Raw genomic sequence first — 12769 nt, 5'->3', positions numbered from 1 at the left:
TGTGCAACTTTTTCATTTGTAAATATTTAGATTCTTAATTCAACCAACGAGTTATGAATGGTAAATTCCATTTATTCTCTACCTTTGTCATACGATTTTTAAATATCCTATAATAATGAAGAAATTTATCAAGGGATTCCGGTTTACCCCTTCCAATTATCCGGAAGCAATAGAAGAAAAAATACAGAAATACAGAAAACAAGGATACAAACTGCCACCACGTAAAGTACTCCGTACCCCCGAACAATTGGAAGGAATTCGTGAAAGTGCCAAAATCAACACAGCACTGTTGGATTATATTGCCGGAAATATCCGCGAAGGAATGTCCACCGAAGAGATTGACGTAATGGTCTATGACTTCACAACGGCTCACGGAGCCATCCCCGCGCCGCTCAATTACGAAGGATTTCCCAAGAGCGTTTGTACGAGTATCAATGATGTAGTATGTCATGGGATACCCAATAAGAATGAGATTTTGAGAAGCGGCGATATTATCAATGTGGACGTATCGACGATTTACAACGGATACTTCTCCGATGCATCCCGTATGTTTATGATTGGCGATGTAAGTCCCGAAATGCGCAAACTCGTTCAAGTAACGAAAGAATGTATGGAAATCGGTATTGCTGCCGCACAACCCTGGAAACAGTTGGGCGATGTGGGCGCCGCCATTCAGGAACACGCAGAGAAAAACGGTTTCAATGTTGTCCGCGACCTTTGTGGACATGGTGTGGGAGTGAAATTCCATGAAGAACCGGACGTAGAACACTTCGGACGTCGCGGCAGAGGCATGATGATTGTACCGGGAATGACCTTCACCATCGAACCGATGATTAATATGGGCACCTACGAAGTATTTGTGGACGAAGCCGACGGATGGACAGTCTGCACCGACGACGGATTACCTTCAGCCCAATGGGAAAACATGATTCTGATTACCGAAACCGGAAATGAAATTCTGACATACTGATGGAACTGACTCTACTTATCTTGATTGCCGTTTCAGTGATAATCCTGTTAGCATTATCACTGACAAAAGGCAACAATCAAAAACAAGCGGAACAATTACAAATGGCTTTGCGCCAGCAAATGCAGGAAAACCGGGAAGAACTCAACCGCAGCATCCGGGAACTGCGTATGGAAATGACACAAACGCTCCATCAGCATATGCAACAACTTCAAGACGCCCTGCACAAGAATATGATGACCAACGGAGAGTTGCAACGACAGAAATTCGATACAATGGCACGCCAACAGGAGACCCTGCTCAAGTCAACAGAGAAACGGTTGGATGATATGCGACTGATGGTGGAAGAAAAGTTGCAGAAAACACTGAACGAACGCATCGGACAGTCGTTCGAGATTGTCCGTTCGCAGCTTGAAAATGTGCAAAAAGGACTTGGAGAGATGAAATCGTTGGCACAAGATGTAGGCGGACTGAAAAAAGTATTGAGCAACGTAAAAATGCGGGGAACATTCGGCGAAGTACAACTTGGCGCATTATTGGAACAAATGATGAGCCCCGAACAGTATGACGCGAATGTCAAAACGAAAAAGAGCGGAACCGAGTTTGTCGAATTCGCCATCAAACTTCCGGGAAAAGATGACACCAACAGTACGGTCTATCTCCCTATTGACGCCAAATTCCCGAAAGACATATACGAGCAGTATTACGATGCCTTTGAAGCAGGAGATGCCGCTTTGATAGAATCCTCCGGCAAGCAGTTGGAAAGTACCATTAAGAAAATGGCAAAGGATATCCGTGACAAATATGTAGACCCTCCTTTTACCACCGATTTTGCCATCATGTTTTTACCTTTTGAAAGCATTTATGCGGAAGTGATACGAAGGACAAGCCTTGTAGAAACGCTTCAAAAAGAGTATAAGATTGTAGTAACCGGCCCAACAACGTTGGGCGCTATCCTGAACAGTCTCCAAATGGGCTTCCGTACGCTTGCCATTCAAAAACGTACCGGAGAAGTTTGGACGGTATTAGGAGCAGTCAAAACTGAATTCGGCAAGTTCGGCGGATTGCTTGAGAAAGTACAGAAGAACCTGCAAAGTGCCGGCGACCAATTGGAAGAGGTCATGGGCAAGCGGACACGCGCCATTGAACGGAAACTGCGGCAAGTAGAGCAGTTACCACATGAAGAGAGTCAGAAAATCCTACCGATTGACGGAATAGATGATGAGTTTGCAGATGAATAAAGTTCAAAGCAATTATAACTTAATAATCAACCAATTACAGCATCTATATGCGCTACGTGCAGGACATATAGATGCTGGACGTAGGCTCTATATCTCCTGCAAGTCAGCCATATATGCGGTGAAATCAAGTCCTATGCTCCCTTGCAAGCACTGCCCGAAGCACAACATACCCCAATAATCCGGAGAGTATGGAACCCGACAATACCCCGAACTTAGCCTGATTCAGCAGAACCGGATAATCTGTTCCGAAGGAGAGATTGGCAATGAAAAGCGATACAGTAAAACCGATTCCGCCCAACAATGCAACTCCGGCAAGATTCGCCCAAGTCATCCCCTGCGGTCTGGGAGTCACTTTGAATCTGATAGCGAGCCAAGTAAACGAATAAATACCGATGAATTTGCCCAACAGCAAACCGATTGCTACCGCAATACTCACGTTGCCCACCAATTCTCCTCCACCACTAAACACCACACCGGCATTGACAAAAGCAAAAAGCGGAAGAATCAAGTAGTTGACCGCCCCGTGCAAATTGTCCTCCAATGATTGCAACGGACTAATCACACGGTCGGAAGCCGACTCCACCTCTTTCAGTTTGGCAATCTGCTCATTGGTCAGCACAATGCTGCCCGAATCCATTGTCGGAAATTCGGCTATGGTCTGGCGGATTCGTTCGATGTATTTTCCCACATTCAGGCGGGGCTTTGCCGGAATAACAAAAGCCAAGATAACTCCGGAGATTGTACTATGAATACCCGACTGCAAGAATAAATACCAGATAACGACCCCGATTACCAAAAAGAAGACCTTATTTGTCGAGCCCCGTCTCCCGATGAAATAGAGCAGGACATAAAGCAAGGCGGCTATCAAAAGATAACTATACGCCACATGAGAACTATAGAAAATGGCAATCACCAAGATACCGCCGATATCATCGACTACCGCAAAAGCCGTCAGAAAGATTTTCAAACTCAACGGAACGCGGTTGCCCAACAAGCTCAACACACCCAATGAGAAAGCGATATCCGTTGCCATCGGGATGGCAAGCCCCTGCCCGCCAAGATTGCCCGGCGGACAAAACAACGCATATATAACCACGGGAGCCAGCATACCGCCGCAAGCAGCGATAAAAGGCAACACTGCCTTGCGGAAAGAAGAAAGTTCGCCGACCAGCAATTCCCGTTTAATTTCGAGCCCCACCAGCAAAAAGAAAACCGTCATCAGACCATCATTGATAAATTCAATCATCCTCAGATTCTCTCCGCCATGCGAGAGCAAGTTAAAACCGCCAATCTGCAAATGCAACTCATGCGACAGGAAGGCCTGATAGACCGGAGCCACAGAAGAGTTGGCAATGATGGCTGCCGAAATAGCAGCCAAGAACAAAAGGACACTCGCCGCAATATTCATCGACGAGAAGTTACGCATAGTCCGAATAATAGTCATAACGAAACGTATTTTGAATATCAGACGCGCAATATACGGATTTTCCTAATTACTGTAGCTTCTTAAAGCAAGATTTTTCACCCAAAGCACAAAAATACCGGTCAAAATCAGATTCAGCACCAAAGTAAGAACAGAAATCACCAGTGCAGGCCCGCCTAAGTTATACCCCAATGCAATGAAAATAATCCCCGCTCCTACCTCACCACGAGTAAACATACCGATGGAAAGTGCCAGCCGTTCGCTCAGTTTCCTGTTGTGATAGAAAAGCATCGGACAAAGTTTCCCTATATTCGACAGCAAGGAAACAACGACCACATGAAACATAATCATACCCCACGACATCATTTCCTGCGACCCTGTCACAGAGTGTACTCCCTCATGAGCTTCCGCAAAGCTCACTCCGACAAAATGAGGCATACTCATACCTACGAGAAACATGAATAGAAAAGAGATTCCGGCAGACACCTTCCGTTCCACAGGAGTGTCGTGTTCTCTATGTTTCATTATCATTCCAAGCACAAAGGCAGGCAGCAGCACTTCGATATGAATGCTTCCTTCCTCGCCATACAGTTCTTTACTTCCCAGATAAAGAAGCTGAGTAGCCAAGAATACTATCAACGAATAAAAAAGAATAGCCTTCCAGTCCTGGCGCCAATCATATTTATTCAACCTCTGCCACCCGACAGCCAACAGCATAAACACAATCACCACCACAATAACCAACTGCCAGCGCATACCAATCATCATTATTTGAAGGGGAATCATCAGAATAATCGTATCCAAGTCGTCAAAAATCGCCAACACCTGAATCTTCTTGTAAATCCAACTGGATTTCAATCCGATAGCCGCCAGCATCGTAAACAGGATACCGGCCGATGTAGGAGCGGCAAAACGGCTCAGCAGCAGATTCTCTTTCCATGCTTCCCAACTATTCCAATAGTCAGGCGGCAACAGCACAAATACATAATAAAGAGCAATCATAAACCACGGCAAAGCTGCTGTCACCATCGCAATGAAATAATCCTGGGCGTAGCTTTTCCACCGCACTTTATCGAGCACAAACTCCCGCCCCACATTAATCATGATAAAACCCAGACATACATAAAGCAGCACATTCGATATGGACTTGACAGTTCCATAACCCTCTCCCGACATCACCGGCAGAAATTGTGAAACAATGAGCCCCAACAGAAGGAAGCCCGAAAAAGACAGAACTTTTCTCATATTTATAATTGTTTGTTTTCCCCGATATAAAAAACTAACCGCAAGTCAATTTGTTCAGAACATTCTCTGAAAAACTGCTTGCGGTTATATGCTTAATCCAGTTTCAACACGGCAAGGAAGGCCTTCTGCGGAACTTCCACGTTACCAATCTGTTTCATTCGTTTTTTACCTCTTTTCTGCTTTTCGAGCAGTTTACGCTTACGGCTGACGTCACCACCGTAACACTTCGCAGTAACGTCCTTACGGACTGCCTTAATGGTTTCGCGAGCGATAATCTTGGCACCGATAGCTGCCTGAATGGCAATTTCAAACTGTTGGCGAGGAATAAGTTCCTTCAACTTCTCACACATCCGTCTGCCCATATCGTATGCATTATCAATATGCGTCAAAGTAGAGAGCGCATCTACCGGCTCCCCATTCAGCAGAATATCGAGTTTCACCAGTTTGGAAGTACGGAAGCCATTGGGCTGATAGTCGAACGAAGCATATCCTTTGGAGATACTCTTCAATTTATCATAAAAGTCGATAACGATTTCTCCCAAAGGCATATTGTAATATATCTCCACCCGATTGCCGGAGATGTACTCCTGTTTCAGCAGTTCACCACGCTTGCCCAAGCACAACGTCATGATAGGCCCTATGTAATCGGTGGTAGTGATGATGGACGCCTTGATATACGGTTCTTCGATATGATCTATTAATGTAGGGTCGGGCATACCGCCGGGGTTGTGCACCTCCTTCATGTTCCCTTGCTTATCATATATATTGTACGACACATTGGGCACAGTGGTAATCACGTTCATGTCAAATTCGCGATCCAACCGTTCCTGCACAATCTCCATATGAAGCAATCCGAGAAAACCGCAACGGAATCCGAAGCCCAACGCCAACGACGATTCCGGCTGGAAAGTAAGCGAAGCATCATTCAGTTGCAGCTTCTCCAAAGAAGCCCGGAGATCTTCAAAGTCTTCCGCCTCAATCGGGTAAACTCCGGCAAACACCATCGGTTTCACTTCCTCAAAACCGGCGATAGCGTTATCGCACGGGCGGGCAATATGCGTGATGGTATCTCCCACTTTCACCTCTTTGGAGGTCTTGATACCCGAAATAATATATCCTACATCTCCCGTACGAAGTTCGTTACGGGGCACCATATCCATTTTCAGCACACCCACTTCATCTGCATCATACTCTTTCCCCGTATTGAAGAACTTCACTTTATCTCCCTTGCGGATGATACCGTTCTCAATCTTGAAGTAAGCAATGATACCACGGAAAGAGTTGAATACGGAATCGAAAATCAACGCCTGCAAGGGTGCTGTTTCGTCTCCTTCGGGATGAGGAATACGCTCAATGACAGCCGCCAGTATCTCTTCCACCCCCATACCGGTCTTGCCTGATGCGCGAATCACTTCTTCGCGTTTGCATCCCAGCAGTTCCACAATCTCGTCTTCCACCTCTTCGGGGTTGGCACTTGCCATATCACATTTATTGATGACCGGAATAATCTCAAGGTCGTGCTCAATAGCCATATACAAGTTGGAGATAGTCTGTGCCTGCACCCCTTGCGATGCGTCGACAATCAGAAGCGCACCTTCGCAAGCAGCAATCGAGCGCGACACCTCGTACGAAAAGTCCACGTGCCCCGGAGTATCAATCAGGTTGAGAACGTACTTCTCGCCCTTATATGCATACTCCATCTGGATAGCATGGCTCTTGATGGTAATTCCTCTTTCTTTTTCCAAGTCCATATTATCGAGCATCTGTCCTTCGGTCACCTGGATGGTGTTGGTAAATTCCAACAGACGGTCGGCCAAAGTCGACTTGCCGTGGTCAATATGAGCGATAATGCAAAAATTGCGTATATTCTTCATGCTGAATTCTTGTTATTTTATCTTTTTCGGTGTGCAAATATACGTAAATGACGGAATAAAAAAAAATGCGTTGGTAACATTCTGACAATGTGCCGACGCATTTTTCTTATTGCTTAAGTGAGTTGCCCGCTTAGATCAATTTGATGAAGAGTTCACCTTCCACTTCTTCCACAGAGATTTTATCTTCTCTCAATAACCAGCCAAATCCGAGGAACAGGTCTTTGTCAATCAACTTGGTTGCTTTTTTCAGTTGTTTGGCAGTCATTCCCTCTGTTTCATTCAGTGCATTCCAGATTTTACCTGCGATTACACCTGCTTTTTCTTTCAACATTTGCTTTGAAATTTTAATTAAACATGATTCAAATCATCCGGTCATAAAAACTTTCAGATTTTATTTCAGCAGCAAAGATAGTTATTTTTATGTTGTATAACACTTTATTATTCGATTTTTCACCGGTTTTGTAATAAAAAAAGCATTTTTGCTTCATTTAGAATGCTTTTCGAGGTATTCGGCCCATATTCTTGCCGCCTCTTCCACCATTTTTGTACACGGACGTTTGCTATAATACTGAGCCGTACGCTCTTCCGGTATGGTGGAAACCGGCTCTTTAGGTTTCAATCCCAACAACTCGCCGCAAATCAGCGACCCGTTCCGTTTTTTAAACTCAGCCGCCAATTCCTGTACCACGGCATAGTTGGCAGCCTTCCCGGCGCGGTCTGCCGCTTCCGTTGCTCCGGTTTCCAACCCGGCAACGAGAAACATCCCGCAGGCAGCACCGCAAGTTTCACGCATCCTGCCTATCCCGCCACCAAACGAGGCACTCATGCGCAACGCCTGTTCTTGAGTAAAACCATACATATCCGCAAAGGCGGCAACCACCGACTGCGAACAGTTATATCCGCTTTTAAAAAGTTCCACTGCTTTCTGTATTCTCTCTTCCATACTTGTTACGTTTTTCATTTTTCCGCAAAAGTAGCAATTTTCATGAAAACAGCAGCATGATATTCAGCACCGACACTATAATCGCAATCGTATACAGCACAAACGTACTCCAACGGCTGTTCACATACTCGCCCATCACCTTCCGGGAAGAAGTAAGCCCCACCTGCAAAAAGACCGTGAAGGGTAACTGGATGCTCAATACCATCTGCGAGATAATCAACCCCTTGAACGGGTCGCCGATAAAGAAAATCAGCAACAAGGCGATTCCCAACGACAAAAGTACTCCAAGCTGCGAATGGCTGTCCTTAATGTGATAAGACTCGCCAAAGATACCCGCAAAGATAGAGCCTGCCGCCATTCCGCTCGTGATAGTGGATGAAATACCCGCCATCAGCAACGCTAATGCAAATACGATGGCAGCATGGCTCCCCAGCAAGGGGTCGAGCAGCGATTTTGCCTGTTGCAGTTCTTCTACCAGAATACCACTCTTGAAGAAAGTGGCGGCAGCCAGCAAAATCATCGCACTGTTTATCGCCCAGCCGACAATCATCGAAAACAGCGTGTCGAACAGTTCATACTTCAATACTTTCCTTATCGACGCAGCATCTTTCTTGTTATACTCGTGACTCTGTATCACCTCCGAATGGAGAAACAGATTGTGGGGCATCACCACAGCCCCCAACACACTCATAATAATCAGCATACTCCCTTCCGGAAACGATGGGGTGACCCATCCTACCGCAGCCACCTGCCAGTCGATGTCAACTAAAAACAACTCATAAATAAAAGACAACCCGATGACGGAGACAAATGCGATGATGGCACGCTCTATCTTTTTATATGAATTGGTAAAAAGCATAACGAAAACAAAAAGGGTTGTCAATACAGCACCCCATATGATGGGAATGTCCAACAGCATCTCTAATGCGATGGCTCCTCCCAGGATTTCCGCCAGCGAAGTGGAGATGGAAGCCAACACTGCCGTACCCAATATGGGTCGGGACACCCATTTAGGGGTATATTTCGTAGCAGCTTCCGACAGGCAAAGCCCGGTAACAATCCCTAAATGGGCAACATTGTGCTGAAGTACAATCAGCATGATTGTGGAGAGCGTAACCACCCAAAGTAGCGAGTAACCGAACTCGGAACCGGCAGCAAAATTAGAGGCCCAGTTTCCCGGGTCAATAAAACCTACGGTCACCAAAAGCCCCGGACCGATATATTTAAAAACATCCAGTCCACCCAAATGGCGTTTATGATCGCTACGCTTTAAGTCTTGTAGAATATTCTTCATTTCTTGCATAATAGTTTATCCAATACAAATATACCTATTAGTAACGACTGACATCCGGTTTTGGTTCAAAATACCGACAAATAGGTATAAAAAAGACACGGTTCACATGAATTCCACATAGTCTTTCATTCGATAGAAACCATGTTGTCCATGTAATCCGTGCCTGAAAAAGAGAAGGGCAGTTTTACCACCCTTCCGATAAAAATAAACTATGTCTCAATTAATATCCCATCTCATGCAATGCATGACATAGCTGATCGGGACAAGATGTCGGTCTGCCGCCACAGCGCACACCTTCAAGTTTGGCAATCACCTCTTCCGCTTTCATGCCTTTTACCAAGCGTGAAATCCCTTGCAGATTACCGTTGCAACCGCCCCAAAAGGCTACTTCCTTCACGATGCCATCCTCTACCTTCAGTTCGATGTTCGTACTGCAAGTACCTTTCGTCTTATAAACATACTCCATGACGCTTATTCCTCGCCTTCAGGTTTCATGTTTGTATAGACAGTCTGCACATCGTCAAACTCTTCCAGACGTTCAATCATCTTATCCAATGTCTCGCGCTGTTCGGGAGTCACATCCTTCATATCGTTGGGGATGTAGGTAAAGTCTCCACCGACATCTTCAAAGCCACACTCTTCCAAGTGCTTTTGAATAGCTGCATAGCTCTTCGGATCGCCGTAGATAGTGATTGTGCCTTCCTCTTCATCCTCGTCATATTCATCCTCTACATCATAATCGATAAGGTCAAGAATGAGTTCTTCCATATCCAAACCGTCCTTCTTCTTGAAAGTGAACATACATTTGTGGTCGAAAAGGAATGCGAGTGAACCCATCGTACCCAAGTTGCCGCCGAACTTGTTGAATACCGAACGCACATCCGCTACCGTACGAGTCGTATTATCGGTCAGCGTGTCTACAAAAACTGCAATTCCGTGAGGACCGTATCCTTCGTAAGTCATGCTCTTGTAGTCGCTTTGGTCTTTACCCATCGCATTCTTGATAGCACGTTCAATGTTGTCCTTCGGCATATTCTCACGCTTACAGGTAGCGATAACCGAACGCAGCGTCGGGTTATTTTCCGGTTCCGGGCCGCCTGCCTTCACAGCGATGGCAATTTGTTTACCCAGTCTCGTAAATGTCTTAGCCATATGGCCCCATCTTTTCAGTTTAGCGGCCTTTCTATATTCAAATGCTCTTCCCATTGGTTTATATTTTTTATAATAACAATTTTAAGTTTATCCGATTATCTTAACTTAGCGCCTAATTTGTCTTCCAGATTCTTCACCAGTTTGGACATGATTTTGTCAATCATCTTGTCGTTCAAAGTCTGGTTTTCGTCCTGCAACAAGAAACTCACTGCATAAGACTTCTTACCGGCTTCCAGATTCTTGCCTTCGTACACGTCAAAAAGTTCCACTTCTTTCAGCAGCTTCTTCTCCGTTTCGTAAGCAATCTTCTCTATTTCGGCAAACTGCACATTCTTGTCAAGCAACAAGGCAAGGTCACGTTTCACAGCCGGGAACTTGGAGATTTCCTTGTAGCTGACCTTCACCGAACGAATAGCCTTCATCAGCTCCTTCCAGTTGAGGTCGGCAAAATAGACTTCATTGTCAATATCGAAGGCTTTCAGCAACTTCTTGGTCACTACGCCAAAAGAGGCAAGACGCTTGCCACCTTTGGTATTCACAGAAAGCGCGGCGACAAAAATATCATCAGTCAGGTTGCCCACTACCAAGTTATGCAAATCGAGTCCCAAGCGTTTCAGTATGTTTTCCACATACGCCTTCAACTCATATACGGAACTGTTCTCGTCAGCGTGCGCCCATGAGTTGGAAACTTTCTTTCCGGTCAGCCACAAGCCCAAATGATAGTCTTCCGAATAAGGAGCCAATACCTTTTCTTCATTCTTCTTGTCTCCGTCGAAATAATAGCAGTTGCCGAATTCAAAGAACTTCAAGTCGGCGTTCTTACGGTTTGCGTTATGAGCAATACTTTCCAACCCGCCGAACAACAAAGTCTGACGCATAGCGTTCAAGTCTGTGCTCAAGGGGTTCAGCAACATTACCAGGCGGTTTGCCGGATAGGTTTCCAGACCCTCATAATAAGCAGCACGAGTCAATGAGTTATTCAATATTTCATTGAATCCGCAACCCACCAACTGCTCAGCAACCAGATTCTGCAATTTATTCGATTTATCATGTTCTCCCTTCGTAGTCAGACTGGACTTGAGGGTAGACGGAATTTCCACATTATTGTATCCGTAGATGCGAAGAATATCCTCAATCACGTCGCAATCGCGCTGCACATCCACCCGATAAGGCGGCACAGCCAATGTCAGTCCTTCCACCGTTTCATTCGTGATTTTCATCTCCAGGCTGGTTACAATGCTCTTGATTGTTTCCACCGGAATCACTTTTCCTATCAGAGAATTTACCTTCTCGTAAGCCAAGTCAACGATGAAGTCCTGTGCAGGAGCAGCATATATATCTTTGATATCAGAAGAAATCGTACCTCCGGCAAGTTCTTTCACCATCAACGCTGCCAATTTCAGGCAATAAATCACACCGTTCGGGTCGATACCACGTTCAAAACGGAAAGACGCATCCGTATTCAAGCCATGACGGCGCGCAGTCTTGCGCACCCATGTCGGATGGAAATAGGCACTTTCGATGAATACATCCGTCGTAGCTTCGGTAGAGCCCGAATCCAGTCCGCCGAATACACCGGCAATGCACATCGCCTCTTCGCGGTTGCAAATCATCAAATCGCGGTCGCTCAGTTTCCGCTCCACTTCGTCCAACGTGACAAACGGTGTTCCTTCGGGCATTGTCTTCACAATCACTTCGCCGCCTTTAATCTTGGCTGCATCGAAGCAGTGCAAAGGCTGGCCGAAAGCATGGACAATATAATTGGTAACATCCACTACATTATTGATAGGACGTACACCAATCAGGCGCAATTTATTCTGCAACCATTCCGGACTTTCCTTCACGGTCACTCCCTTCACGGTCACTCCGGCATAATGTGGGCAGGCTTCCGTGTTTTCCACCTTCACTTCGATATTCAACTCATGGTTTTCGACCTTGAAATCATCTACCGACGGACGTTGCAAAACCGCCTTTCTGCCATTCTGAATGAGATAAGCATACAAGTCGCGGGCCACACCGTAGTGAGAGCAGGCATCCGCACGATTGGGCGTAATGTCCACTTCAAGCACATAGTCGCTTTTGATATTATAATAATCTTTGGCAAGCGTACCCGGAACAGCCTCTTCGGGCAACACGATGATACCCGCGTGGTCCGTACCGATACCTATTTCATCTTCGGCACAAATCATACCGGTAGATTCTACGCCACGAATTTTCGATTTCTTGATGGTAAAGCACTCGTCGCCGTCATAAAGTTTTGTTCCTAAGGTAGCCACCACCACTTTCTGTCCGGCAGCCACGTTCGGAGCACCGCAGACAATCTGTACCGGCTCACCTTCTCCCAAATTGACAGTAGTAATGTGCAAATGGTCGGAATTCGGATGTTCCACGCAAGTCAGCACTTCGCCTATCACAAGTCCTTCCAAACCGCCTTTAATGGTTTGCACTTCTTCCACACCACCTGTTTCCAAGCCGATAGAAGTCAACGCGGCAGCCGTTTCATCGGGCGTCAAATCGAAGTTGACATACTCTTTCAGCCAGTTATAAGAGATATTCATATGATTAATTTTTTATTGTTTCTCAAAAGATTCGCAAAGTTAATAAGTTTTTTCGGTTGACCGAAAAGGATT

11 protein-coding genes are annotated in these 12769 nt (G+C 45.6%); 2 read left to right on the top strand and 9 right to left on the bottom strand.

All coding sequences use genetic code 11. From position 1 onward, the window contains the following. The first annotated feature begins 115 nt into the window (after window positions 1–115). Together map and rmuC are read left to right on the top strand one after the other, a co-directional pair. Window positions 116–970, top strand: coding sequence for a type I methionyl aminopeptidase (gene map / locus QZ331_RS08220; RefSeq protein ID WP_294629446.1), 855 nt, complete (start codon window positions 116–118; stop codon window positions 968–970). Then, entirely contained in the window at window positions 970–2208 is a 1239-nt protein-coding gene (gene rmuC / locus QZ331_RS08215; protein WP_294629445.1) for a DNA recombination protein RmuC, read from the top strand. The genes map and rmuC overlap by 1 nt, the downstream gene beginning before the upstream one ends. A gap of 124 nt (window positions 2209–2332) precedes the next feature. Here rmuC and nhaA read toward each other — a convergent pair whose 3' ends face one another. The 9 genes from nhaA to pheT form a co-directional block, all read right to left on the bottom strand. Beyond that, complete coding sequence (nhaA, locus tag QZ331_RS08210) at window positions 2333–3652, bottom strand: Na+/H+ antiporter NhaA (protein WP_294629444.1); 1320 nt, start codon at window positions 3650–3652, stop codon at window positions 2333–2335. Between the two features lie 45 nt (window positions 3653–3697). Continuing rightward, entirely contained in the window at window positions 3698–4876 is a 1179-nt protein-coding gene (locus tag QZ331_RS08205) for a sodium:proton antiporter (RefSeq protein ID WP_294629443.1), read from the bottom strand. Window positions 4877–4968: 92 nt separating this feature from the next. Further along, complete coding sequence (gene lepA / locus QZ331_RS08200) at window positions 4969–6750, bottom strand: translation elongation factor 4 (RefSeq protein ID WP_294629442.1); 1782 nt, start codon at window positions 6748–6750, stop codon at window positions 4969–4971. A gap of 130 nt (window positions 6751–6880) precedes the next feature. After that, on the bottom strand, window positions 6881–7081 hold the full coding sequence (locus tag QZ331_RS08195) for a winged helix-turn-helix domain-containing protein (protein ID WP_294629441.1): 201 nt from the start codon (window positions 7079–7081) through the stop codon (window positions 6881–6883). A gap of 153 nt (window positions 7082–7234) precedes the next feature. Further along, window positions 7235–7693, bottom strand: coding sequence for a C-GCAxxG-C-C family protein (locus QZ331_RS08190; RefSeq protein WP_294629440.1), 459 nt, complete (start codon window positions 7691–7693; stop codon window positions 7235–7237). A 40-nt stretch (window positions 7694–7733) separates the two neighbouring features. Continuing rightward, window positions 7734–8987, bottom strand: coding sequence for an Nramp family divalent metal transporter (locus tag QZ331_RS08185; protein ID WP_294629439.1), 1254 nt, complete (start codon window positions 8985–8987; stop codon window positions 7734–7736). Window positions 8988–9207: 220 nt separating this feature from the next. Beyond that, entirely contained in the window at window positions 9208–9453 is a 246-nt protein-coding gene (locus QZ331_RS08180) for a TIGR03905 family TSCPD domain-containing protein (RefSeq protein WP_294629438.1), read from the bottom strand. A 5-nt stretch (window positions 9454–9458) separates the two neighbouring features. Next, entirely contained in the window at window positions 9459–10193 is a 735-nt protein-coding gene (locus QZ331_RS08175; protein WP_294629437.1) for a YebC/PmpR family DNA-binding transcriptional regulator, read from the bottom strand. Window positions 10194–10234: 41 nt separating this feature from the next. Continuing rightward, on the bottom strand, window positions 10235–12697 hold the full coding sequence (gene pheT / locus QZ331_RS08170; protein WP_294629436.1) for a phenylalanine--tRNA ligase subunit beta: 2463 nt from the start codon (window positions 12695–12697) through the stop codon (window positions 10235–10237). Window positions 12698–12769 lie beyond the last annotated feature (72 nt).

The organism is uncultured Bacteroides sp. (assembly GCF_910586915.1).
Lineage (GTDB): Bacteria > Bacteroidota > Bacteroidia > Bacteroidales > Bacteroidaceae > Bacteroides.
Note: the sequence above shows the minus strand (reverse complement) of the source record. Positions and strands in the feature narration are given on the sequence as shown.

Excerpts from the sequence above, each read along its gene's own strand:
- QZ331_RS08175 (WP_294629437.1), bottom strand. The coding sequence starts at position 10,193 with ATGGGAAGAGCATTTGAATATAGAAAGGCCGCTAAACTGAAAAGATGG.
- QZ331_RS08180 (WP_294629438.1), bottom strand. The coding sequence starts at position 9,453 with ATGGAGTATGTTTATAAGACGAAAGGTACTTGCAGTACGAACATCGAA.
- map (WP_294629446.1), top strand. The coding sequence starts at position 116 with ATGAAGAAATTTATCAAGGGATTCCGGTTTACCCCTTCCAATTATCCG.
- lepA (WP_294629442.1), bottom strand. The coding sequence starts at position 6,750 with ATGAAGAATATACGCAATTTTTGCATTATCGCTCATATTGACCACGGC.
- QZ331_RS08195 (WP_294629441.1), bottom strand. The coding sequence starts at position 7,081 with ATGTTGAAAGAAAAAGCAGGTGTAATCGCAGGTAAAATCTGGAATGCA.
- QZ331_RS08185 (WP_294629439.1), bottom strand. The coding sequence starts at position 8,987 with ATGAAGAATATTCTACAAGACTTAAAGCGTAGCGATCATAAACGCCAT.
- pheT (WP_294629436.1), bottom strand. The coding sequence starts at position 12,697 with ATGAATATCTCTTATAACTGGCTGAAAGAGTATGTCAACTTCGATTTG.
- QZ331_RS08190 (WP_294629440.1), bottom strand. The coding sequence starts at position 7,693 with ATGGAAGAGAGAATACAGAAAGCAGTGGAACTTTTTAAAAGCGGATAT.
- rmuC (WP_294629445.1), top strand. The coding sequence starts at position 970 with ATGGAACTGACTCTACTTATCTTGATTGCCGTTTCAGTGATAATCCTG.
- nhaA (WP_294629444.1), bottom strand. The coding sequence starts at position 3,652 with ATGACTATTATTCGGACTATGCGTAACTTCTCGTCGATGAATATTGCG.
- QZ331_RS08205 (WP_294629443.1), bottom strand. The coding sequence starts at position 4,876 with ATGAGAAAAGTTCTGTCTTTTTCGGGCTTCCTTCTGTTGGGGCTCATT.